The 23,765-nt window shown below is 39.7% G+C and carries 21 protein-coding genes and 1 tRNA gene; 5 read left to right on the top strand and 17 right to left on the bottom strand.

Annotated features, from left to right (window positions below):
• Position 1: 1 nt before the first annotated feature.
• Both FTU77_RS05645 and FTU77_RS05640 read right to left on the bottom strand, forming a co-directional pair.
• On the bottom strand, positions 2–346 hold the full coding sequence (locus FTU77_RS05645; protein ID WP_078188613.1) for an SMR family transporter: 345 nt from the start codon (positions 344–346) through the stop codon (positions 2–4).
• A gap of 81 nt (positions 347–427) precedes the next feature.
• Entirely contained in the window at positions 428–1,435 is a 1,008-nt protein-coding gene (locus tag FTU77_RS05640; RefSeq protein ID WP_180055158.1) for an alpha/beta hydrolase, read from the bottom strand.
• 311 nt (positions 1,436–1,746) lie between these two features.
• Between FTU77_RS05640 and FTU77_RS05635 the strand changes: the two genes are divergently transcribed.
• The gene (locus FTU77_RS05635; RefSeq protein ID WP_078191806.1) at positions 1,747–2,190 is read left to right on the top strand and encodes a universal stress protein; all 444 of its coding nucleotides are present in this window, start codon (positions 1,747–1,749) and stop codon (positions 2,188–2,190) included.
• Between the two features lie 141 nt (positions 2,191–2,331).
• The gene (locus tag FTU77_RS05630; protein ID WP_078188616.1) at positions 2,332–2,778 is read left to right on the top strand and encodes a universal stress protein; all 447 of its coding nucleotides are present in this window, start codon (positions 2,332–2,334) and stop codon (positions 2,776–2,778) included.
• 49 nt (positions 2,779–2,827) lie between these two features.
• Here the strand turns inward: FTU77_RS05630 and FTU77_RS05625 are convergent, their stop codons facing one another.
• From FTU77_RS05625 to FTU77_RS05605, 5 genes are all read right to left on the bottom strand, one after another.
• Positions 2,828–3,856 (bottom strand): DUF1311 domain-containing protein, encoded by a 1,029-nt coding sequence (locus FTU77_RS05625; RefSeq protein WP_180055156.1) that lies wholly within the window; start codon positions 3,854–3,856, stop codon positions 2,828–2,830.
• A gap of 121 nt (positions 3,857–3,977) precedes the next feature.
• Entirely contained in the window at positions 3,978–5,453 is a 1,476-nt protein-coding gene (locus tag FTU77_RS05620) for an OmpA family protein (RefSeq protein WP_180055154.1), read from the bottom strand.
• A 209-nt stretch (positions 5,454–5,662) separates the two neighbouring features.
• Positions 5,663–6,898, bottom strand: coding sequence for a dihydroorotase (locus FTU77_RS05615; RefSeq protein ID WP_180055152.1), 1,236 nt, complete (start codon positions 6,896–6,898; stop codon positions 5,663–5,665).
• Positions 6,899–6,907: 9 nt separating this feature from the next.
• Positions 6,908–7,924 (bottom strand): aspartate carbamoyltransferase catalytic subunit, encoded by a 1,017-nt coding sequence (locus FTU77_RS05610; RefSeq protein ID WP_180010388.1) that lies wholly within the window; start codon positions 7,922–7,924, stop codon positions 6,908–6,910.
• A 369-nt stretch (positions 7,925–8,293) separates the two neighbouring features.
• On the bottom strand, positions 8,294–8,650 hold the full coding sequence (locus tag FTU77_RS05605; RefSeq protein WP_180010389.1) for a hypothetical protein: 357 nt from the start codon (positions 8,648–8,650) through the stop codon (positions 8,294–8,296).
• Positions 8,651–8,871: 221 nt separating this feature from the next.
• Here FTU77_RS05605 and rlmKL point away from each other — a divergent pair, with 221 nt between their 5' ends.
• The gene (rlmKL, locus tag FTU77_RS05600) at positions 8,872–11,076 is read left to right on the top strand and encodes a bifunctional 23S rRNA (guanine(2069)-N(7))-methyltransferase RlmK/23S rRNA (guanine(2445)-N(2))-methyltransferase RlmL (RefSeq protein WP_111884254.1); all 2,205 of its coding nucleotides are present in this window, start codon (positions 8,872–8,874) and stop codon (positions 11,074–11,076) included.
• A gap of 41 nt (positions 11,077–11,117) precedes the next feature.
• Here rlmKL and FTU77_RS05595 read toward each other — a convergent pair whose 3' ends face one another.
• The 9 genes from FTU77_RS05595 to crp form a co-directional block, all read right to left on the bottom strand.
• Entirely contained in the window at positions 11,118–11,276 is a 159-nt protein-coding gene (locus FTU77_RS05595) for a hypothetical protein (RefSeq protein WP_162689727.1), read from the bottom strand.
• A gap of 123 nt (positions 11,277–11,399) precedes the next feature.
• A complete protein-coding gene (locus tag FTU77_RS05590; RefSeq protein WP_180055150.1) occupies positions 11,400–11,585 on the bottom strand; it encodes a hypothetical protein in 186 nt (61 codons plus the stop codon).
• Positions 11,586–11,774: 189 nt separating this feature from the next.
• Entirely contained in the window at positions 11,775–13,076 is a 1,302-nt protein-coding gene (locus tag FTU77_RS05585; RefSeq protein WP_180055148.1) for a DUF945 family protein, read from the bottom strand.
• 128 nt (positions 13,077–13,204) lie between these two features.
• Positions 13,205–14,371 (bottom strand): GNAT family N-acetyltransferase, encoded by a 1,167-nt coding sequence (locus tag FTU77_RS05580; protein WP_180055145.1) that lies wholly within the window; start codon positions 14,369–14,371, stop codon positions 13,205–13,207.
• Position 14,372: 1 nt separating this feature from the next.
• A complete protein-coding gene (locus FTU77_RS05575) occupies positions 14,373–15,923 on the bottom strand; it encodes a GH3 auxin-responsive promoter family protein (RefSeq protein ID WP_180055143.1) in 1,551 nt (516 codons plus the stop codon).
• Complete coding sequence (locus FTU77_RS05570; RefSeq protein ID WP_306669391.1) at positions 15,923–16,759, bottom strand: hypothetical protein; 837 nt, start codon at positions 16,757–16,759, stop codon at positions 15,923–15,925. The genes FTU77_RS05575 and FTU77_RS05570 overlap by 1 nt, the downstream gene beginning before the upstream one ends.
• Before the next feature lie 225 nt (positions 16,760–16,984).
• On the bottom strand, positions 16,985–19,564 hold the full coding sequence (gene clpB / locus FTU77_RS05565; RefSeq protein WP_180010394.1) for an ATP-dependent chaperone ClpB: 2,580 nt from the start codon (positions 19,562–19,564) through the stop codon (positions 16,985–16,987).
• A 347-nt stretch (positions 19,565–19,911) separates the two neighbouring features.
• The gene (locus tag FTU77_RS05560; protein WP_180055141.1) at positions 19,912–20,961 is read right to left on the bottom strand and encodes an NADP(H)-dependent aldo-keto reductase; all 1,050 of its coding nucleotides are present in this window, start codon (positions 20,959–20,961) and stop codon (positions 19,912–19,914) included.
• 202 nt (positions 20,962–21,163) lie between these two features.
• Positions 21,164–21,874 (bottom strand): cAMP-activated global transcriptional regulator CRP, encoded by a 711-nt coding sequence (gene crp, locus FTU77_RS05555; protein ID WP_180055139.1) that lies wholly within the window; start codon positions 21,872–21,874, stop codon positions 21,164–21,166.
• A 148-nt stretch (positions 21,875–22,022) separates the two neighbouring features.
• On the opposite strand from crp, the gene FTU77_RS05550 reads away from it, so the two are divergent.
• Together FTU77_RS05550 and FTU77_RS05545 are read left to right on the top strand one after the other, a co-directional pair.
• On the top strand, positions 22,023–22,451 hold the full coding sequence (locus tag FTU77_RS05550; protein WP_078188630.1) for an OsmC family protein: 429 nt from the start codon (positions 22,023–22,025) through the stop codon (positions 22,449–22,451).
• Positions 22,452–22,854: 403 nt separating this feature from the next.
• Positions 22,855–23,601 carry an IS5 family transposase gene (locus FTU77_RS05545; protein ID WP_180055129.1) on the top strand — a complete coding sequence of 249 codons (747 nt, stop codon included), beginning with the start codon at positions 22,855–22,857 and terminating at the stop codon, positions 23,599–23,601.
• Between the two features lie 86 nt (positions 23,602–23,687).
• Here the strand turns inward: FTU77_RS05545 and FTU77_RS05540 are convergent.
• A tRNA-Val gene (locus FTU77_RS05540) sits at positions 23,688–23,764 on the bottom strand.
• Between the last annotated feature and the right edge of the window lies 1 nt (position 23,765).

The raw sequence follows: 23,765 nt of genomic DNA, 5'->3' as shown, positions 1-23,765 counted from the left end.
ATTAATGTCCAGCTGAAGTTGAAAACAGGTTGATCACGACCACACCTGAAACAATCAGGCCTATCCCTAACATGGCTGGGAGGTCTAAACTTTGACGAAAGATAAAGTAGCCAATTAGTGCGGTTAAAACAATACCAACGCCTGCCCAAATGGCATAAGCAATACCAAGTGGTATGACTTTAATCACCTGAGACAATAAATAAAATGCCAAACAGAATAAAACTGCGACAGCCAATGAAGGCGCAAGTTTGGTAAAGCCTTCTGACTTCACCAAAAATGTCGAACCAATTACTTCTGAGATAATCGCCAATGACAGTAAGCCATACGCCAATGTTACCGAATTCATTATTCATTCCAAAACAAACATACCAACTGGTAGGTATGTTATTAAGTTAAAGATTATTCTGCAAGCATTTTAAGCCTATTTTTAATTTTTAACGGACTGTACGTGTTGTTGCAAAAATTCTAAAGTGCGATCAAAGGTCTGCTGGCTAGCCTTTTTACTCATCATAAATTGATATTCATGTACCAAATATTCTTTCGAATCTGGATAAAATACCGCCGTCACAGGTACATTATTTGCCTTCAATTTTTCTACAAAAGGCTCAGATTGCGTTTTGGTTAAAAAATCTTTATTGCCACCGCTGATAAGTACAGGCGGATAATTTGCATTAATATTTGAGGCTGTTGAAATATGCGTTAAAAACTCGACATCATCTTTTTTGTCTCCGGTATACGCCTGAACTAAGTTATAGACGCCCCACTCGATCAGTCCAATCTCTGCGGGTGCAGTATTTACAAAGCTGTTTAAATCATAAATACCACAATGCAAAATCAGCCCTTTAAGCTGTGAAGGCTTTAATAGAGGTTGAATCTTTGACGCTTGCGCAAAATCTGGATTCGTAACCAAGGCGGCATAATGACTGGCCATATTTGCACCTGCAGAATCCCCTGCCATATACATATTTTGCGAATCAATGCCATATTGTGCCGCATGTAGATTTAAAAACGTCAATGCAGCATCAATTTGGTTGAGCTGTACGGGATAAATGGCTTCAGGTGCAAACTGATATTGAACAGAAACCACATTATAACCTTGGGCTGCGAGCCGTTTAAAATATCCACCTGCATGCTCTTTTGAACCTGAGACCCAACCGCCACCGTGGATCCAAATAATCGTTGGTCTGGGTGCAATAACCGTACTTGTTTCAGGTTGATAGATATCCAAGCTTAAATTTGGATTTTGTAGATATTGAATATTTGACTGCACAATAACATTGTCAGGTGCATGTAGGTTGATAAAGGTCTTTTGGACTTGTGTCGATAAGTTAAATGCACCTGCAATCACTTTGGTACTGCTTTGCGTGTTTTGACAACCAGACAAATGCAACACTGAACACATGCTGAGTACAACCAACCCTACTTTATATGACATATCTAACTATCCAATCGCATCAATTTTGTTATAAATCTAAGATTTAAAACTGTATATAGTTTAGGCTTATTTTTATAAAGTTCAAATTGATCTTTTAAGCTCAAAATCCGAGAAAATTAGTCGATTTTATTTTCATATTTTTTGAGCAAAGTCCGAGTTTTCCACTCAGATTTATTTGACGACTTATCGACATTATTTTATGTAATTTTATGAATTTACAATATTTTTTAGATTAATAAATTGAACCATGCACGACAATGTGTTATCAATAATCTATAGGGTTTAAAAGCAAAATTACAGGAGATTGTTCCATGTCATATCAAAACATTTTAGTACCTGTCGATGGTTCAGAAATCTCGTTTTCTGCAGTAAAAAAAGCTGCAATTATTGCCAAGGCGTTTAACAGCCAACTCACTTTAATCAGCCTTGTTGCTGAAGACCCATTTACCGATGCAGACTTCTATTATTCTTCATCAATCATGAAAGAATATTTCGTACAAGCTTATGCAAATGCAGAATCCGCATTAAAAGAAGCTGTGCAAATTACAACTGAAGTGGGTGTAGAAGCACAAAGTAAGATTATTAAAGGCCAAGTTTCTGCTGAAGGTGTCGTAGAAGCAGCCAATGAAGTCAAAGCTGATTTAATTGTGATGGGTTCACATGGTCGCAAAGGATTTAAGAAAATGCTACTCGGCAGCTTCGCACAAGATGTACTCAGCAATACTGAATTACCCGTGTTGGTTGTAAAAGCTTAAGATGACTAAGCCCACACAATGTGGGCTTTTTTGTATTCAGCACACCCTTCACTAATAAGCTTACCCTTTTGTCTAATTCATACAATATCGTGAATAGAGCAAGATTAGATTGATAACATTTAAAATATTAAGGAAGCAGATATGAGTCAATATCAACAAATTTTAGTCCCTGTGGATGAATCTCCAATTTCATATTCTGCTGTTGAACATGCCCTCAGCTTGGCTAAAAGTCAAAATGCACAAGTGACCATTGTCAGTGTTGTTGCTGTTGATCCATTCGTTGGTGTCGATTTCTATGCTGTTGCACCCGCAATCACTGAATATTTTATGCAAGCTGAAAAAAGTGCTCAGCTGCGTTTAGAAGATATCAAACAAACCTTTGTACGCGATGGTATCGAGGTTAAAACCCGTTTGATTCATGGTGTATCGCCAACTGAAGGGATTTTACAAGTGGCTGATGAAATCTCTGCAGACTTAATCATCATGGGTTCGCATGGACGCACAGGTTTGAAAAAAGCCATGCTGGGCAGCGTAGCACAAAATATTTTAACGCAGTGCCCAATTCCTGTTTTGATCATCAAGCAATAAACTAAGATTCAAAGAAAAGCCCTCAATTGAGGGCTTTTCTTCTTTTAGATCAATTAAAAACGTTGTTTAAATATACAATTCGTTCTGTAGTTTTCTGATTAAAGCATTTGGTATATTGCAACTCTTGATTTTGCGTATTCATCGCCTCATCCCAGTATTGCGAATGCTTTTGATAAGTCTCTTTTTCACTTTCATTTAATGAATAAACACTTTTTTGTGCAAGCACTTTACAGTCGATATCACGCTTTTCAAACCAGTCTGCTTGATCTTGCTGTAACTGCGCCTTTTGTTCATCACTAAAATGATCCCAAGTCTGATTGAGACGATCCACCACTTTGGCATTATCCTGATCTAGCTCTTTCTTACGAATATCCATCGCCTTTTGTGCAAGGCTCATTTGTTGAGATTGGCTCTCCATCCCTTGCTGATAGGATTCTTCATCTCGCTTATTTTGAGCACTATATGCCGCATATAACACCGCATGACGTGTCACTGTTACAACGCTATCAATTACGTCATTTTGACTCGGGACACTTAAACTTAAACCATCTTTGTCGGTTTTAGTGATGCTATAGCTAAAGTTCCCTTTAAGCTGATCATTGTCCATGCTTAAGCCTGACTCACCATCTTCGAGTGAATCATTCAAAGTATAATTACCACGCTCTTCACAGCCTTCATCACATGGTCGTTCAGCAAAGGCGTTTTCAGCACGCTTTTGTAATCCTTTCGGGAAAACCACCAACAATTGACTGCTACATTCCAATGTTTTGGCTTTATTAGGGTCTTCAGTTAAAGTCGTGACATTTTGAATGTTAAATTTTAGATTTTTTACAATCAGATCCATAAGTTGCTGATCGGCTTCATAATCGGACTGACGTATTTCTTTGTTTAATTCTTTGAGATATTCGTTTTTTAAATGATCTTGCAATTGGTCAATATTGGCTTGTGCAGTACAACTCCAATCTTCCAAAGCAGGCGCTTCCGTTTTGGCTTCAGTATCTTTTTTATTTTTAAAATTATCACAGCCGGATAACAATGCCGCAGACAACATGAGGCTCGTGATGACTATTTTTTTCATTGTATAAGTACCATTATGATTTTATTCTTCGGGCGTATTTTACTCAAAATTACAGCGCTTTGACGAGAAAAATCCCCGCATGTGCAGGGATTTTTTATATATCATCTCATTTAGTACGGTTTTAATTGGCCTTTTCAGTCACGCCTTCATTGGTAACATCTCGTACTTTGCCATTCTCGGTATTTAAAACTTCAAACTCAATACGTCGGTTTTTGAATTGACCTTCTTTGGTGCTGTTTTCTGCTACCGGTTTTTCTTGACCATAACCCACCGCTTGAAGCTGTGCAGGATCAACGCCTTTCGACACCAAATAATCCACCACAGCTTGTGCACGCTCTTGCGATAAAGCTTTATTCGCTTCCGCATTACCCACAGCGTCGGTATGACCTTGTACAGTCAGATGTACCTGTGTTGCGCGCTGCATTAACGCTGCCGCTTGATCCAAAATCGATTTATTCACGTCAGGAATATCAGATGAACCTGTCGCAAAATTAATAATTTGTAAGTTCAGCGCAGTCGCAACATCTAGAGCACGAACTTGTTCAGGGTTAATACTCGCTAATGCTTTTTGTGCATCAGTAATACTGTTATCTACTGCAGTTTGTTCGCTCACGCCTTCTTGAATCAATACCGTCATATTTTTTGCTAAAGGCTTAATTTGATTGGCAAGGCTTTGAGCATCCGCAGGATTTTGCGACAAAATCGATAACTGATTTTCTGTCCAGGTTAAAGTGGTATTTGGCACACCTTTAAGTTTTTGCAGAACCGTTGGAATGGTATCTTGATCAATAAATTGCGTATGGTAACTGGCATCAGATGAAGCACCACAACCCGTATTAAAGTTAAAGATCTGTTTGACTTGTTGCTGCAAAATTTCAAGATAATTTGAATCACCAGTTTGAATTTGACAGTTGGTTAACTGCCCATCTGTACCGGTGCTAAATTGCAAATGTGCTGGCTGAGATGCAGCAGGCTGTGCAACCGTTGTTGCAGAGGTGGTTGGTTCTTCTTTATTAGTACAAGACTTAAACCAAAATGCGATCAGACCCAATAATATAAGCAGCGCAATAATTGGTAATAACCAATTCGAGCGTTTTTCTTCAACGATAACAGGTGTTGGTTCAACAACAGGCGCTTGGTGTAATGTACGGCCAGCTGCAGTGTTTACCCCTAAACCTGCGAGTAAAGGCACTGCCCATTGTGGTAGTGCCGCCAAAATGCTATCTACATGATTATCAAGTAAATGCGTGATTGCGACAGGATCAGATGAACCCGCTTCATTTTCAAGCACCCCTATGGTTGGGGCGATCGAATGATTCAAGGTCTGCTCTATTTCTGACGCTGGAGCAGCACCGCCACCAAGATGTTGCAGAAATTGATCTTTTAATGTGGGATTCGCCGAGAAAATATCACTAATTCGTGGATTTAACTGTTTTTGAAAGGCATCAATAAATTCAGGTTTGGATCGAAAAATATTTAACAGGAATGGAATAAACTGGCTAATGGCTGAATTTTTTTCAGTTAAATATTGTGTATCACCGTCCAGCACAATCGAGGAGACGTGCTGCTTAATCAGCGCTAATAAATCTATACTCATATTTGTACTCCATGCAGTTGTCATTATTTTCATATGTACTTCAGTTTATATGCTTATTTTTTGATCAAATGTAATAATTTGTTCGGACTTGTCAACGCTTTAATTTCTTCTTTTATTTTCAATCTTCACTAAAAAAGCCAGCCGAAGCTGACTTTTTAATGTCTAATCAAAATTCTGAGAATCAACAAATTTCCATGTTGAGCGTGCGCTTAAACGGCATAAAAAGCGTGAACTACTTTACCTTTTACCGTTTGCTGAATTAATGGTGTGTTCTTACCATTTGAGACAATCGTGTCTTTATTAATAGTCCACTCAAGTTCTGGATCGACAAGCACCCAACCCGCTTCATCTGTCCAACGTTGTTGCATATTGGCTACTTTAGCAGGTGTGAGTGTGACTTTCTCAACCCATTCCAGTGGGCTTAATAGACCTTCTTGAATCAGTTGAATACCAAAAGGTACAAAGGTATCAAATGCGGTAAAACCGGGCTGTGTTTCAGCAAAAGGCGCCATTTTCGCAGAGCTGCTCAGTGGCTCATGATGCGTACAAATCGCGTCAATTACACCGTCTTTCACTGCTTGGCGGAGCAAGTCTTTATCTTGCTCAGAACGCAGCGGCGGACGCACATGCGCAAGTGAATTAAAGCCGTCGATCAACTGATCAGTTAAATGCAATTGGTGCATGGCTACATCGCAAGTCACCGGTAAGCCTTTCGCTTTAGCATGTTTAATCAATTCAACAGATGCGCCTGATGACAACAGACCAAAATGCGCACGCACTTTAGTGGCTTCAATCATCAGTAAATATTTTGCAATGGCTACGGTTTCCGCTAATGCAGGGATCATCGGTAAACCTTGACGAGATGCGACAAAGCCTTCATGCACACAGCCATCTTTGGCAATCTGCGGTTCTTCGGCATAGAACACAACGGTCATGTTCAGACCCGCAGCATATTCCAAGGTACGAATCACCACATCATCGTCCATAAATGGCGCATTAGCATTCGATACCGCAGTACAGCCACCTTTTTTCAAACCCGCCATATTCGCAGGCTGCTTGCCTAACAAGCCTTGAGTTTGCGCGCCAATCACCTGCAGATAAATGCCACCATCAATCATGGCTTTTTCCACCAGGCCATGAATCAATGCGCCATTGTCCTGCACAATCGGTTTTGAGTCAGGCGGGGTAAACACATGCAAAATACCATTCGCACGTGCAGCCTTACCTTCTGACTTTAAAGTGCCATGCTGCTGCTGACCCGGCTCACGCAAACGCGCACAGAGATCAACCATACTTGGCATCAGCCATTTGCCTTGACCATCAATGGTTTCAGCGGCATTGCTTTCGGCAACCAATCGGCCATTTTCAATATAAACCGTCTGTACGCTGTCAGTTTGATTGATTGGATCTAAGACACGTACATTTTCAACTTTAACAATACTCATGACTATCCCTTAAACCGCAATCGCTTCAATTAAACCTTTTTCTTGCAGCTGACCTTGCATCGCCAAAGCCAGTACCGCCATACGCACCGCAATACCGTTGGTCACCTGATGTAAAATCACGGACTGAGCACCATCGGCAATACTCGAGTCAATTTCAACACCGCGGTTCATTGGTCCCGGATGCATCACGATGCAGTCAGGTTTTGCCAAAGCCAAGCGTTCTTTATTCAAACCGTACATTTTGTAGAATTCAGCTTGAGATGACAGCGCAGGAGAATCAATACGTTCATTTTGAATACGTAAAGTAATAATCACGTCGCAGTCTTGAATGCCGTCTTCCATATTGTTGAACAAACGAATGCCTTCGCCATAATCATCAAAACCGTAAGGCAGCAAAGTATTTGGCGCAATGACACGAATATCTTTACAGCCCAATGTTTGCAATGCAGCGACATCTGAACGGGCAACACGCGAATGCTTAATATCGCCAATAATGGCAATGGAAATGTCTTCAAAATTCTTTTTGGTTTCACGGCGAATCGTCAACATATCCAACATGGCTTGCGTTGGATGCGCATGACGGCCATCGCCTGCATTGATGATTGCCACATGCGGACAAACATCTTTGGCAATAAAATGCGGCGCGCCTGACGATGAATGACGAACCACAAAAATGTCGGTCGCCATCGCCTCTAAATTCCACAAGGTATCACGCAGTGTCTCGCCTTTTGATGTACTTGAACGTGCAATATCAATGTTCAATACGTTTGCAGACAGGCGTTTTGCTGCCGCTTCAAAAGTGGTACGGGTACGTGTTGAATTTTCAAAAAACAGGTTCATCACCGTACGACCTTCTAAAAGGTTGTTGGTAATCAGCTGATTTTGGTCATTAAAAAAGGACTGTGCAGTGTCCAATATTTTTGTGAGAGTTTCTTTAGAAAGGCCTTCGATGGTGAGGAAATGTTTTAAGTTACCATCTTGGTTGAGTTGAATCTGGCTCGGTGTATGCAATGCCGCCAAGTGCATGAGAGATTCCTTATCGTTAAGTTAACGCATTATACAGAGAATCTTGGCAAATGGCAGTTGAAGTTTTCAACGTTCAATGCAAACGCATGATGTTATTCAAAATGAATTTTCAAATTCCTATCTATCATTTCAATTAGATAAATTAAACGGTTTAAATTAAACTTCACCTTTCCCCTTTCAAAAAGCCTTCAAACAGGACTTCTATCTGTCCTTATTTTTGATTGAATTGAATACTTTCAAACAGATAAAGTTCAGCTATGAACAACCGCCTTCTGCACAGTTCAACAGCTCTTGAAACATGGAAAGATGGTTGATACTTCAGGCGGTGTGCAGCAGGAAATTTATGCTGCTGCTCACAGCGGGATTGAATTAACGCAATGCGCCAATATAACGATGTGCAACCTGTGCTTTATAGATATCTTCCGCAGTCGGTTCGCTCATTAAAATTTCTGCTGTTTCAGATTGAACTGAGCTAACTATTGGTTCTTCTTGTGCTGAAACTGCAGCTTCATGCAAATTCAACTCGCTGTAAAGCCGCGCAACCAAACGAGATAATTCAGGATCGGCCGTTTCCAAAGCCAAGTTAGAAACAAAGCGTGCGTATTCGACATTCTCAACCACATATAATGCGTCAATAACCCGACCTGACACACGACGTAAGCGCGCATAGATTAAAGTTGCAATTGAAAATGCGTTTGATTGACTATTGATTGCCAGCCCTGTCATAAATACCCCTAATGATATCAATATTATAAAGATCGAATTTTGATCAGGGTTTTAGCAATTTTTGTACCATTAAGTGATATTTCTCACAATGTACGCAGAATAAATTTGGTAAAGTCATTCAAATCTACCGATATTTCTCCCGTTTCAGCGCAATATCGTCCGCCCAAATCCACGAAAATACGTTAAAATATGCGATTGCTTTTTTGCCTTTGGAAATTTACATGAATTCGAAACCGCGTCTTTCTACATATTGGGTTACCTGTGCAGATGGACTGGAAACCTTACTCCGCGAGGAAATTGAAGGTTTAGGTGTTCAAAATATTGAACAGTTCCCGGGTCGTCTTGTATTCAAAGGCACACTTGAAGATGCATACCGTATTTGCATGTGGTCACGTTTGGCTTCTCGTGTACTCACCCCGATTCATACACATGAATTAGAGTTCACGCATGATGCACGTGATGTAGCGGAAGAGCTCTATGAAGGTGCAATAAACTTTGACTGGTCACTTATTTTTGCACCACAAAGTACATTTGCTGTTCGTTTACACATCGAACGTGACATTAAAGTCAATTCTCAGTTCGCAACTTTACGTGTCAAAGATGGTGTGGTCGATTCCTTTATGGAAGCTGTGGGCAAACGTCCTAGCATTGACATTAAGCAACCTGAAATTACGTTGTATGTATTAGCTGGCAAAACTGAACATACTTATTGCTTAGATTTATCAGGTGACTCTCTGCATAAACGCGGCTACCGTCGCTACATGACAGATGCACCGATTAAAGAAAACTTAGCGGCTGCTATCTTACAGAAAGCAAAACTTAAACAACATCAACCCGATATTATCTTGGACCCAATGTGTGGTTCAGGGACCTTTATCATTGAATCTTTAATGATTTTGACTGACCGCGCACCAGGCCTTGTTCGTCGTTTTGGTTTTAATGGTTGGAATGGTCATGACCATGAACTTTGGATGTCAATTAAAGGCGAAGCGGCTGAGCGTCATAAAGCTGCACTTGAAAATCCTCTCCCACAATTCTATGCATTTGATGCAGACTGGGAAGCGGTAAAAGCGACCAAACAAAATATTATTGCTGCAGGTTTCGAATCTGTACTTGATCAAATTAAAATTGAAGAACGTACACTTGCAGACTGGCCAGAATTCCAAGCAACAGGTAAGAAAAGCTTTGTTGTCACTAATCCTCCATACGGCGAGCGTTTAGGTGATAAAGCCTCTAACCGCGCACTGTATTTAGGTCTATCGGCATTATTACAAAAGAACTTCCCAAATCAGCCTGCTGCGATTATTGCAGCACAAGTTGAACAGGCCGATGTCCTTGCCTTTAATGATCCGCAAATTTTGCGTTTGATGAATGGTAAGCTCCCAATTTACGTCCGTTTTGGTACAGTCAAACCTGCAGCAGTTCAAAAGCCTTTCCTCGAGCATTGGGAACCTCAACAATTTGAAAAAATTGAAGGTGCAGAAGACTTTACTAACCGTCTGCAAAAAAACATGCAGAATCTTAAAAAATGGGCAGTTAAAGAAAATATTTTCTGCTTACGTTTATATGATGCCGATTTACCAGACTTTAATGTCGCAGTAGATTTGTATGGTGATCGTTTACACGTACAAGAATACGCACCACCGAAAAAAATTGACCCTGAGAAAGCCAAAAAACGCTTTAACTTAGCACTGCAAGCGATTCGTGCAGTGACAGGCTTAGGTCGTGATGCGATTTTCATTAAAACACGTGCCCGCCAAGAAGGTAAAAATCAGTACACCAAACAAAGTACTGCGTCTAAACGTTTTATCGTTCAAGAAGGCAAAGCAAAGATTTTGGTGAACCTAACAGACTACCTCGATACAGGTTTGTTCCTTGACCATCGTCAAATGCGTCTACGTATTGCCAAAGAAGCCAAAGGTAAACACTTCCTGAACTTATATAGCTATACCTCTACAGCGAGCTTACATGCAGCGCTTGGCGGTGCAGCAAGTACGACCAGTGTCGATTTGTCAAATACCTACCTAAACTGGTCTAAAGAGAACTTTGTACTGAATGGTTTGACAGTAGATCATGCAGATGAACAACATCAGTTCTTCTCTAGCGACTGTTTTGAATGGTTGAAAGAAGGTCACGAGCAATATGACCTGATCTTTATTGACCCACCAACCTTCTCTAACTCTAAAAAGTTCTATGGTACGTTTGATGTCCAACGCGACCATATGTCTTTGCTTAAACGTGCCATGAACCGTTTAACCACTGACGGAACGCTTTACTTCTCAAACAACTACCGTGGTTTTGAGATGGACGATGTGATCATGGCAATGTTTGACGTTGAAGAAATCAGCAATGAAACCATTGGCCTAGACTTTAAACGTAATACCAAAATTCACCGTGCATGGAAAATCACTCATCCACAAATCTAAGGTTTGACTTTAGAAATTCCTGATCTATGAAATGAAGCACGTCAGTGCTTCATTTCAACCACGACTCCATCTGGATACGTTACTCGAATATTTTCATGTCGCTCTTGCAGCACAATACGGTTAATCGGTGCAACTTCAGGAGATTGTATTAACCCGACCTGATCCGCTGCCCTTTTCTTTTGAAGCAAATAATCACTCATGGTTGAGCCTTCAAGCTGGGTCTCCTGAATGATCTTATTATTACGATTAGATTTATGATTTGAATTGTTCTGCTGCTCTTCTTTGGGTTTAGCTGCTTCACTCTCAATAATATCTAAGGTTTCTTAACTAAATTGTTTTTTACCTTGCGTTTCATTCGACAAACGTTGATCTGAAATTGAAGTACCCGCAAAAACTGTAGACTGAACAGCGATCAGAAAAATGCTACTAATAAGACTGTGTTTTACCCAAGAACATTTAGGCATGGATGAATGAACAAGTTTCCGTCTAAAAAAATAATCGTGTGACATGGTGTCTTTCCTATTGTTGTTTTCATTGGCTAGTTGCCCATTGACGCTAGCAACTTTTCAACTGTTCAACAATGGCTAGGCCGCTGTGTTCCGATAAACTGAAAATCATAATTCTGTAGCCAAAAATACAAAACCGCCAATCTATGACGGTTTTATATTTTTTAAACTTAACTACTCACTACTGGTTGCTTATTTCTTTTGTATGGCTTGACCAAAAAGCTTTTGACCGAACTTATATTGCATACTCATGACCATGTTATCGCCATCGCGCTTGCCTTGCCCTGATGTTTCAAAACCAGCAAACATGGCTTCAGCTTCCTGTCCTGACAAACTTTTGCCCTGTAATTGCAAAAAGTTATTCATGATTGCAGTCATCATATTTTTATCAAAACTTAAGTCTGCTTGAAAATCCAGTAAGCTCGGCACCATTTTAATAAAAGACTCCATTGAGGCATGGTGACCCGGCATGACTTTCCCCACGACATTTGCAGAGGCTTTACCTCCACCAATACTGATCGAGTTATCTTTAGACTCAAAATCAAAACCTTGGCTTGCGATAGCTAAGAAAGCTTGAGTCATTTCTTCACTTGATTCACTCACTGCATCGCATGAATTTTCCACCTGATGCAAAAGTTCACTAAATGCACGAACTTTATCTAGATTGACTTTATGTAATGCCAAATTTAGTGCGAAATCTTTGGTGACTGGTGAACCTGGGAAATCCATCTCATCAGCTTTTAAGTAGCCTTCAAAGTCCACATCATGTTTATTTAGTTCGGTCTCCCAACGCAGTTTCATACCACGCATGCCGCCTGAGAACTTTTGATCTAAACGTTTGATAGAACCCGCTTGGATTTCAACAAAGCCATTTTCAAGATTTTTCTGATTTAGACCTTGATTGGTCTTCATCGAAAAATTTTGCACCATGGTTTGCATTGGACCTTCACTCAACCGAACCACAGGTAAATGGATTGAAAGCTCAGATACCTTAGTGACTTGCCCCGGTAAACTACTGATCCGAATTTGCAATTGGCTTGCATCAGCTTGTACTGTTGCACCTTGTGCAGTCGTTTTAAATGCAGGAATCTGTAAATCTGTTTTACTTTGACCAATCCAATTGACCAACGTTTTTGCCGTTAAGTCCGTGCCAAAAAGCTTGGCATATTCGGACGTACTTTGTTGTTGAACAATCTTAAAATTCGAGTTGATATTATAGCCTTTCAACCCACGTTGAATCTGATCTGTACCCTTCAACACGATCACTTCTTTCGGTTTACACGGGTCTGTTTTCAGGGTTAATACCCAATCGACTGTTCCACCCATCAAGCCCATTTGATAATTGCTGTACTTTACATCAACATCTTGTACAGCTGCGGACCAATTATTCTGTGTATAAAATTGGGCAAGAGATTTATCTGCATATAAATTCCCTCCCACCACTGCTGCTGAAAGCACCGCTAAACTGCCAATTCCCCACATCAACTTCGACATGTCTTTCTCATTCTGATTATTCTTTGCGCAGTATACTGAAGAACTCAGTTACATAAGTACACAATTAGAATGATTTTAAATGATTGATTTGGCAGTTTTAATTGATTTTTTGATCGTTATCACTTCCTCTATATACGCCCAACTTCAAAATAACTAATACGTTTACGATCAAAAGCAGCGTATGGATTGGCTTTAAAACTATGAAAATAGTGCTTGGCTTTTAACACATGTGAGGTCGTATTTTTCATCCACTCAATACGTGGGTCCTTCTCTGCCAAAGTAATACAATAGGTTTCTTTACCACGTTGCTTTGTCTGCTGTTTTGCATGAAAAATCAAACTTGCAAATACGTCCAGATGTTCAGGGTGACATAGCGGACTATGCAACATTAAATAATCAAAGGTTCCATGAATTTTTGGCAGTGATAACACACCACGCACACTGGCATAGGCATTATAAAACGGCTTCATCAACTTTAATGAACGCGAATAGTCGATTACGCGGGTTTGTTTAAAACTCTTTTGATTCCATAATCCATAGAGTCCAACCAACTGATTGTGCTGATCATAAATCAAATAAAAATCGTCCAGATTTAAGCCTGCCCAAAATGGATTTTGACCATCAACCAACGCATTAAAATCATAGCTAGGTAAAAAATTATAATGGTCTTTCATTTTTAAAATGAAATCATTTGCTTCATCTACACGTTCAGCAGTCAGCGTTTTAAATTGATATTGATTGAAAGCTTTTGGTTTCACTGCTTGTGAAACAGTAAAGGTTCGGATTTCGTCATAAAAATATGGCAACGGAAAACCTGATCTTTCATGATGTAAAATACTAGCTGCGACAATATTGGCGTTTAAAACTACACTTTCAAAAATCGTATCTTGGGGGATTTCATCATGGACATAGTCCATTAATAAGCGCATGACTTTAGCACCACGATACGCTGGATTCATTCTTAAATCGGCGACATAACGCATCAGGTCAGGCTGACCATTGATATAACAATAACGCCATCCCAAATTCATCATCGCAATTACAATAGTTGGATCATCCACAGGGACAACCACTTTTAAATCTGGTCGATTATACTGTGCATGGCTAGCAGCCAAATAACTCGGGTGACGTTCATAAGATAAGGTAATGCCATTACTTGGCACAGTCTCAGCACTAATTTTCATTAGTTGCTCATCATCTTCGACAGTCGCATTTCGAACCGCAAACTTAGTCTCATTCTTTGAATGATATAACGCCGTTTCGTCGAACGGTGCATCTAACACATCGATATCCATCTCAATACTCAATTATTTTTGTTTTCATTTTCTTAAGCGGCTCAGGCTTAATATTCCCTTCAATCATGCCATTGTTCATGGCTAGTGTTTTGTAGTAGTCCCAAGCATCTTGTACATGTACCACTTCAGGTTCATCCAACTGCCCTAGATCGCGTGCCAATTCATAATGAAAATTATGTTTAAGCAAACGGTCTAGTGCTTGAGCGGATGGTTGTTTGTCTACATTGCCTTCACTGAGTAAAATATAGTGCGGTTTTTTAACCGAACATTGTTCGATACCCAAGATACTAATCGGCAAATAATCCGCTTGTTTAAACTCTGCAAGGACTTTAACTGCAGCATTGTGGTCGAGCTTTTCTCCGACCAAATCAACCGTCATTTTTCGACCTAAAAATTTAAAACATGGCACTTGCTGATAAAAGTCGGTGACTTCTAATTCATCATCAATCACATAACGAATTAATCCTGAACCTGTCGTGATCACAGGACTAACAATATCGCCTACTTTCAGTTGCCACGATGGCACCACTTTTTGGCTGTCTTGCAAAATAAATTCATAAAAATGTGACTGATAACTTAAGGTAAAACGCTCTGCAAATGGAATCGTCACCACGCCTTCAGTTGCCCATAAACCTTTACCTTCAAATGCCACACCTGCAATTCGTTGCTGGAGTTGTATTGCCCACTGCTCTGCGCTCGCAGTATCCCAACTCGAAACCAGACTGAGTTTAGGCCACAGTTTTTTCCACGCAGTTGCTTGGGTCAAATCCAAGTCTTGTAAGCGATAGCATTGTTGACAAGATTTAGGAACTTGCAGAAAACTCAAACCCTCACGTTGCCATTGTCCAGTTTTTAAGACCTGCACAATTTCAGCTTGATGTTCATGAATGATATCCAACAATTGCAAAGCAAATGTAGGACTCCATACCGAAATCATGCCTAAATGCTTATCTGCAACGAGATACACCGCGGTTGCAAACATGGCATCTTCGGCTGAATTCGCCATCGCAATTTCAGTCGGTACCGATTGGGTAATTTTACTCAGCACTCGCTTCGACAGATTAAGCAGCGCACTGTCATCATTCAAATTACTATTTTCTAAAAGCTTTCGCTGGCTTTCAGGCAACCATGAAACCGACCAATAATGTGTTGAATTTTTCAGTTGTGGATGAGTGCGATATAAATTGGTGAGCCACAACCCAATAGCTTCATCCAATTCATCTAAAAAAGCCTGAGTATAGGGAATGAATTTAATTGCTTCACTCGACCCACTGGTCGGTTGAAACCGTACAATTTTTTCAGGCCCCAAACTATTTTTGCCACTTTGTCTGGATTGTTCAATTTGGCTTTTCCAATTGCTATAACGAGAAAGCGGATACTTTTTGGCAAATTGCTCATAGCTTAAATTTTGCGAAATGTGCTGCTTTAAAAAATGGCTTAATTTTTTACGTTGCACATTTTCTAGCTGATTTGCCTGCTGTGTATAGCGTTGAAACGCTTTGCGGCAGGCAATATTCAAAACTTGATGTGCAGTGGTGAGAAGCAATCCCATTAGGCCACCTTCGAGTCAGAACCTGTCGCAATATGTAATGTACGTGACTTATAACGTAACTTGCTATCATGTTTGCTCACACTGGTGGTCTTGGTTAAGAATCGATTCACATAACGGTATAAATCGCTCCAGCGTAATTCACCAATGCACGGAAGTTCTGTTCCATCGACCCAAGTTGGGTTCTTATCTTCAAAGAAAGCTATCTTGGTATTATTTTCGCGCATTTCATGGGTGATGGGCGCAACATCTGCTTTGAGTGGTTGATAGTCTTCGCCAAAATTCAGCAGACCCGTTTCGTGGTTATAATATTCTGAGAAGTATTCTTTACAGTACGATTCAACAAAGTCTTTGAGATGAGCATTTTTCTCACCATAGTGTGGATAGTAGCTGTAGTAGTTATTGGCTAAGAGCAGATAAGTTTTAAAGCCTTTAGAGATTAAAATCCAATATATAGGTGTTCTTGGATGACGAAATTTAAAACTAATAATATAACGGAACATTGCTCTAGTTAATGCACGATTTCCCCAATACTCTTTCTCAATAATGGTATCTCCACTGAAAAAAGCATGTCGGGCTTTACCATCAACAACAAAGTCACGTTCCATAACCGTCGAAAATCCGACAATTTGATTATTTTTCGGTTCAATAATAAAAAAAACACCGGTTTTTTCTAAGAAGTCGCGTTCAAAAATTTCATAACGGGTATTGGCATAATACTTTTGATAAATACCATACATGCGTTTGAGTTCTTGAACAGTGATGTCACCAGTATGTTTATATAAACTATAAGGTTCTTTTTTGATCTGCCTAAGCAGTTTAAATTCCATCATAATCATAATTTCCTGTTGCCATTCATTCTTGATGAACGCGCGATATTGTTTTTGTTTTACAGAACACAGTCATCTCGTTGGATGCGTGCGGACGTCATATTAGTGGGTGAAAATGATGAAATGCAATCAACTTTACGTATTTAAACGAAAATCACGAAAAGCGTAAAATAAAAAAACCCGGCCTAAACCGGGTTTCTGTTTTTACAACTGAACGTGGCTAATTTGTACCTTTTAATTGAGTTTCATCTTGTCAAAACTTAGGTGATCTCCTTCCGCTTGAACAACAATCGTATCGCCCGGTTGGAACGCGCCTGACAAGATTTTCTGTGCCAGTGTATTTTCAACTTGTTGTTGGATGGCACGTTTTAGAGGACGTGCACCATATACAGGGTCAAAACCAGCATCGATAAGTAACTCAAAGGCACTATCTTCAACTGCCAAACTCATGTCTTTGTCAGCCAAACGTGAACGTAAACGATCCAACTGAATATCTGCAATGCCACGAATTTGCGCTTTTTGTAAAGAATGGAAAACCACCAGCTCATCAATACGGTTCACAAATTCAGGACGGAAATGTTCAGATACAGCAGCCATGACCACAGCACGAACTTCGTCTTTCGACGGGTTTTCACCTAATTCACGAACATCGGTTGAACCTAAGTTCGAGGTCATCACGATTACGGTGTTTTTGAAATCAATCACACGACCTTGCGAGTCAGTTAATCGACCATCATCTAACACTTGAAGCAAGATGTTAAAGACGTCTGGATGGGCTTTTTCAACCTCATCAAACAACACCACACTATAAGGTTTACGACGTACAGCCTCAGTTAATACACCGCCTTCTTCATAGCCCACATAGCCCGGAGGAGCACCCACTAAACGGCTCACCGAATGCTTTTCCATAAACTCTGACATGTCGATACGAATAATCGCATCATCACTGTCAAATAAGAAGTTACCTAGAGCTTTGGTTAACTCAGTTTTACCTACACCTGTTGGACCAAGGAATAAGAATGAACCACTTGGGCGGTTTGGATCGGATAATCCTGCACGAGAACGACGCACCGCATTTGATACTGCTACGACCGCTTCATCTTGACCGACTACACGGTTATGTAAGAACTCTTCCATGTGTAAGAGTTTTTCACGTTCACCTTGTAGCATTTTTGCAACAGGAATACCTGTAGCTGCACTTACCACTTCAGCGATTTCATTTTCAGTGACTTTGGTACGAATCAGTTTCGGCTCTTCATTCACCTCCGCAATTTCTTCTTCATTCAAGCGTTTTTGCAACTCAGGAATGACTCCATATTGCAAACGGCTCGCTTCTGCTAAATCACCTTCACGTTGTGCTTTTTCAAAGGCAGTACGTGCTTTATCTAACTCAATTTGAGCTTGATTCGTTCCGTCAACCAGACGTTTTTCCGCAATCCACACTTCTTCCAAATCGCTATATTCTTTTTGAACTTCAGCAATTTGTTTATCCAAATGCTCAACTTCAGCCTTCGACACCGAATCCGCATCTTTTTTTACGGCTTCAAGTTGCATTTTTAACTGAATTAAACGGCGGTCTAAACGGTCAAGTGGCTCAGGTTTTGAGTCAATTTCCATTTTGATTCGTGATGCTGCTTCATCAATCAAATCAATGGCTTTATCTGGCAACTGACGGTCTGTGATGTAACGGTGCGACATTTTTGCCGCAGCAATAATTGCAGAGTCTAAAATTTGCACACCATGATGGGTTGCATATTTGTCTTTTAGACCACGTAAAATCGCAATGGTGTCTTCCACGCTCGGTTCATCAACAATCACTTTTTGGAAACGGCGTTCTAATGCCGCATCCTTTTCGATATATTGACGGTACTCATCTAAGGTGGTTGCACCTACACAGCGAAGTTCGCCACGTGCCAACGCAGGTTTAAGCATATTCCCTGCATCCATTGCACCATCACCTTTACCTGCGCCAACAAGCGTATGTAATTCGTCAATGAAGAGAATGATCTCGCCATCATATTTGGCCAAATCTTTTAGAACGGCTTTAAGACGTTCTTCAAATTCACCACGGTATTTTGCACCTGCAAGCAATGAACCAAGGTCGAGTGAAAGTACACGTTTACCTTTCAGACTTTCAGGAACTTCGCCATTGACGATACGCTGTGCTAAGCCCTCAACGATTGCAGTTTTACCCACACCCGGCTCACCAATCAGTACGGGGTTGTTTTTACTACGGCGTGATAAAACCTGAATGGTACGGCGAATCTCTTCGTCACGACCAATGACCGGATCTAGCTTACCTTCTAATGCACGTGCATTGAGGTCTAAGGTATATTTGTTGAGTGAATCACGTTGATCTTCGTGGTTATTACTCATGACTTGTTCACCGCCTCGTATTTGTTCAATTGCACTACGTAATTTATCTGTCGTTACGCCTACACTATTTAATAAGGTTTTGGTTTTACCCGTTTCAGCTAAACCGAGAATCACCCAATCTGTAGAAAGAAACTCATCTCCAGCTTTTTGCGCAAAACTATCGGCTAAATTTAGCGCTTTGACTGCTTCAGGATTTAGGTTGATGTCCCCTGTCGGCGTCGCAATGGTGGCGGTATCCTGTAGGGCTTGCTGAAGTTTGGTTTTTAACTCAGGAAGATTAGCACCTGCCTGTTGTAACAAGCTTTGGTTCGAAGGCTCTTCAAGCAATGTCGAAAGAATATGGATTCCTTCAATGGCTGTATGGTCTTTCCCCATTGCTAAAGATTGGGCATCGGATAATGCTTGCTGCAAACGGTTTGTGAATTTTTCGAATCGCATTCTTGTTATTCCTCACAACAAATTCTGTACTTGAAGCATATATGGGAGTCATATTTAAAATTTCAAATACATTTTTCAAATATTTTTCAATGAGTTAATTTTAAGATAAAGATAAATCTCAATTATAATATTGGTATAAATAGAATACTTTTCAAGTCATTTATTGAAGAATTTAGTACTTTATTATATTGTTTAAATACATATGTATTTTTAGGCAATTTTCTTGTCAACTCAACTGACTTTCTGACAATAAAATTCAATGATTTTCCATTTGCTTAAATAATACAAATGTCAAAAAAGCCCACATTTACATGCAGGCTTTTGCTTAATCCACTAAAAAGTTCAGCTTAAGGTGCAGGATTTGGCTGTTGGCGATGAATAGCTTCAATCCCTTTTAAAATGTCTTCTGATAAATTCACCTCAAAAGCATCAATATTTTCTTTCAACTGATCTAGATTTGTCGCACCAATAATTGTACTGGTGACAAAAAATTGCTGCTTAATAAATGCTAGTGCTAACTGTGTCAACGTTAAACCATGCTGTTCTGCCAATTGTGCATATTGTTCTGTTGCCCATTCACTCTCCGCATTTGAATAGCGGCTAAAGCGTGAAAATAGTGTCACTCGAGCATTGGCAGGACGCGCACCATGACGGAATTTACCTGTTAGATAACCAAATGCCAATGGAGAATATGCCAATAAGCCCACGCCTTCGTAGTGTGCAATTTCAGATAAACCTATTTCATAAGTACGGTTCAATAAACTATACGGATTTTGCACACTGACAATTTTTTCTAAACCATGCTTTTCTGCAAGTTGTAGGAATTTTAAAGTTCCCCATGGTGTTTCATTGGAGAGTCCAATAGTACGAATTCGGCCTTTTTTCACCTCATAACTTAAAGCAACCAATGTTTCTTCTAAATTGGTAATGGTTTGCGTATTGTTCGCTTCGGCATTGCCAAAACCCAATTTACCGAAAAAGTTGGTTGGTCGTTGCGGCCAATGCAGCTGGTATAAGTCAAGGTAATCTGTTTGTAAGCGCTGAAGAGATTGATCTAGAGCAGACTCAATTTCCGAAGCAATAAATTTGGTTTGCCCATCTCGAATATGACTGCCACCTTGTGACGGACCTGCAATTTTTGAAGCTAAGATTAATTTATCGCGTCCACCGCGAGCTGCAATCCAGTTACCAATAATAGTCTCAGTTGAACCTTGGGTTTCAGGTTTCGGTGGGACAGGATACATTTCTGCAGTATCCCAAAAGTTAAGACCACGCTCTAAAGCATAATCCAGTTGCTCGAAAGCTTCTGCTTGGGTGTTTTGTTCACCAAACGTCATGGTGCCTAAACAAATTTCTGGAACTAATATGCCTGTATGTGCCAATGGTTTAAATTGCATGCCGCAAATTCCCTCTTTATTTTAAATATCAATATATAAGTCACGAAGTAGCTTACCTAAGATATCGGCTTTGTTTAAATCATAATTTTCTGTTTATTTGTCAAAAAATGTGAGAAAGGTTTCTTCCGCTAAAATAGTGAGAAATGAATAGACATAAAAAAAGCAAACCCCTGAGTTTGCTTTTTTAGATTTGGAAGAATGATTATTCTTCGTCGTCAAATTCGTCAGAAGCCAATTGGCTTTTCTCTTCAAGCGATGCATCAAAAATTAGAATCGCTTTACCATCAGTTTCGATCATACCTTGTTCTTCAAGTGTTTTTAGAACACGACCAACCATTTCACGGGAACAACCCACAATACGACCAATCTCTTGACGAGTAATACGAATCTGACGACCATTCGGCAAAATCATTGCTTCTGGTTGTGAAGATAAATCAATTAAGCAACGTGCAATACGACCTGACACGTCAATAAACGCAAGGTCAGTGACTTTCCGTGTCGTATTTTTAAGACGACGTACAAGCTGTGCAAATACCGCATAACTTAAGTCTGGGTATTGTTTGCTTAATTCATGAAAGTTTTCATAGGTAATCTCAGCAATTTCACATACATCACGCGTACGCACTTCTGCAGTACGCTGTGCATTTGCTTCGAATAGACCCATTTCCCCAAAAAAGTCACCCGCATTTAAGTACGCAACCACAATTTCACGCTCATCATCTTCGCGTAAAATGATAGATACTGAACCCTTAAGAATTAAATACAAAGATTTAGATTCTGAGCCCGCATCAACGATTGTTGTACGTTTTGGGTAACGATTGATATATGCACGTTTTAATAATGCCTTCACCGACTCAGGTAACTGCCCCGGAGATAGCGCATCTGTGCTAAGTTGTGAAAAGTTTGAAGTCATGCTAACAGTTTCCGAATATGGATAATTTATAGATCGCACAAGACCTAAAGTGAACTTGTCACACGTAAGAGTTGAAATTCCTTATCAACTCAATTTATGTTAGTGTACAGGTACTGCGTAAATTTATAGCTTTTTTTAGGGACTTGCAATGCAAACTAGTGTTCATTGGCTAGAGAATGTTGCTTTTGAAGCAAAAACTCAAAGTGGTCACACTGTTATGATGGATGGATCACAAGAATATGGCGGTGAAAACCGTGGTCCGCGCCCAATGGAACTGATTTTAACAGGACTTGGTGGTTGTGCATCTTTCGATATTGTGACGATTTTAAAGAAAGCACGCCAAGACATTACTGATGTTCGTTGTGAATTAAATGCAGAACGTGCCGACACTATTCCTGCTGTATTCACTAAAATTCATTTGCACTTTGTAGTCACTGGTCATGGCGTGAAGGAAAAGCAAGTTGCGAAAGCGGTTGAACTTTCTGCTGAAAAATACTGTTCTGCTAGTAAAATGCTGATGGATGGTGGTGTAGAAATTACCCATGACTTTGAAATTTTAGAAGCTGAAGCGGCATAATATATTTGCTCAATTAAAAGCCGCATAGAATGCGGCTCTTTTGTTTCAAACAATCCGCTAAAGCACACATTGTATAAAGCACTGCTATATAGTCATAAACGCAGAAATATGAGCCAAAGAAGTTTGGCTTAATCACTTAAACAATCAATATCCAAATTGATGTATTTGCACATAGATGCATTTACACCCAATTCCATCTCATGATGATTTTACGACTCAATCCATATGAATCTATTCAAGCCAAATACGATTGAAAACGATTGCGAAGAACACCTTACATATAAGTAGATTTGATTTAACTATAGTCTTAATAACACTTTAATTAGGGTGTGTTGACACTTTTAGCTTAAAAAAATAGCGAAGTAGTAAAATCAAATCACCAAACCCAATTTTACTATTCGCTATGCCTCGTACCATGCTGACAGATCAACACTGGCAAAAGTTGAAAGTTATTCTGCGTAATTTATCCATTCACCACAACTCAAATTTACGCAATTTTATTGAAGCTATTCTCTATAGAATTAGAACAGGCTGTCCGTGGCGAGATATTCCTTCTTGTTTTGGTCATTCAAACTCTATTTTCAAACGTTTTAATCGTTGGTCAAGCAGCGGTAAGTTACTTAGATTATTCAAATTACTAGCCTCATGCCCCGATATGGAGTGGATTTTTATTGATGGCTCTCATGTACGTGCTCATCAACATTCTGCCGGCATAGCGAATCAATCTATTTCTAAAAGTGTAGGAGGAAACTCCTCAAAAATACATTTGATTGTTGATGCACATGGCAATCCTATTGATTTCATGATTACCGATGGAACCACACATGATGTTAAAGTTGCACATGATTTAATATCAACATTAGATTTAAAAAAGACAAAAGTGGTATGCGCAGATAAAGGCTATGATTCAGAATCACTGCGTGAACAGATCAGGAAAACAAGGACTAAAGCGAATATACCAAGGAAAACGAATAGCCAATCGAACAATGACCATATGGACTGGTATTTATATAAAATCAGGCATTTAGTTGAAAATATGTTTTGCAGATTAAAGGAATTTAGAGGAATAGCTACTCGATATGACAAGCTCAAAAGGAATTATCAAAGTTCTGTTGCTTTAGCCTGTATATTTTTATGGCTACCTTTATAGGGTTAATTATGAACAGTAAATGTCAACAGACCCTAATAATTTCAGATAAAAAAAAGCAGAATAATTTTGATTCTGCTTTTTGAATTTGGTAGGTTTAACCAGATTCGAACTGGTGACCTCTACGATGTCAACGTAGCGCTCTAACCAACTGAGCTATAAACCTA

It is taken from the genome of Acinetobacter sp. YH12142 (assembly GCF_013418435.1).
Lineage (GTDB): Bacteria > Pseudomonadota > Gammaproteobacteria > Pseudomonadales > Moraxellaceae > Acinetobacter > Acinetobacter amyesii.
This window is presented reverse-complemented; position numbering and strand designations above follow the sequence as displayed.

Coding starts and splice junctions, on each gene's coding strand:
- FTU77_RS05645 (WP_078188613.1), bottom strand. CDS start 346: ATGAATTCGGTAACATTGGCGTATGGCTTACTGTCATTGGCGATTATC.
- FTU77_RS05640 (WP_180055158.1), bottom strand. CDS start 1,435: ATGTCATATAAAGTAGGGTTGGTTGTACTCAGCATGTGTTCAGTGTTG.
- FTU77_RS05635 (WP_078191806.1), top strand. CDS start 1,747: ATGTCATATCAAAACATTTTAGTACCTGTCGATGGTTCAGAAATCTCG.
- FTU77_RS05630 (WP_078188616.1), top strand. CDS start 2,332: ATGAGTCAATATCAACAAATTTTAGTCCCTGTGGATGAATCTCCAATT.
- FTU77_RS05625 (WP_180055156.1), bottom strand. CDS start 3,856: ATGAAAAAAATAGTCATCACGAGCCTCATGTTGTCTGCGGCATTGTTA.
- FTU77_RS05620 (WP_180055154.1), bottom strand. CDS start 5,453: ATGAGTATAGATTTATTAGCGCTGATTAAGCAGCACGTCTCCTCGATT.
- FTU77_RS05615 (WP_180055152.1), bottom strand. CDS start 6,898: ATGAGTATTGTTAAAGTTGAAAATGTACGTGTCTTAGATCCAATCAAT.
- FTU77_RS05610 (WP_180010388.1), bottom strand. CDS start 7,924: ATGCACTTGGCGGCATTGCATACACCGAGCCAGATTCAACTCAACCAA.
- FTU77_RS05605 (WP_180010389.1), bottom strand. CDS start 8,650: ATGACAGGGCTGGCAATCAATAGTCAATCAAACGCATTTTCAATTGCA.
- rlmKL (WP_111884254.1), top strand. CDS start 8,872: ATGAATTCGAAACCGCGTCTTTCTACATATTGGGTTACCTGTGCAGAT.
- FTU77_RS05595 (WP_162689727.1), bottom strand. CDS start 11,276: ATGAGTGATTATTTGCTTCAAAAGAAAAGGGCAGCGGATCAGGTCGGG.
- FTU77_RS05590 (WP_180055150.1), bottom strand. CDS start 11,585: ATGTCACACGATTATTTTTTTAGACGGAAACTTGTTCATTCATCCATG.
- FTU77_RS05585 (WP_180055148.1), bottom strand. CDS start 13,076: ATGTCGAAGTTGATGTGGGGAATTGGCAGTTTAGCGGTGCTTTCAGCA.
- FTU77_RS05580 (WP_180055145.1), bottom strand. CDS start 14,371: ATGGATATCGATGTGTTAGATGCACCGTTCGACGAAACGGCGTTATAT.
- FTU77_RS05575 (WP_180055143.1), bottom strand. CDS start 15,923: ATGGGATTGCTTCTCACCACTGCACATCAAGTTTTGAATATTGCCTGC.
- FTU77_RS05570 (WP_306669391.1), bottom strand. CDS start 16,759: ATGATTATGATGGAATTTAAACTGCTTAGGCAGATCAAAAAAGAACCT.
- clpB (WP_180010394.1), bottom strand. CDS start 19,564: ATGCGATTCGAAAAATTCACAAACCGTTTGCAGCAAGCATTATCCGAT.
- FTU77_RS05560 (WP_180055141.1), bottom strand. CDS start 20,961: ATGCAATTTAAACCATTGGCACATACAGGCATATTAGTTCCAGAAATT.
- crp (WP_180055139.1), bottom strand. CDS start 21,874: ATGACTTCAAACTTTTCACAACTTAGCACAGATGCGCTATCTCCGGGG.
- FTU77_RS05550 (WP_078188630.1), top strand. CDS start 22,023: ATGCAAACTAGTGTTCATTGGCTAGAGAATGTTGCTTTTGAAGCAAAA.
- FTU77_RS05545 (WP_180055129.1), top strand. CDS start 22,855: ATGCCTCGTACCATGCTGACAGATCAACACTGGCAAAAGTTGAAAGTT.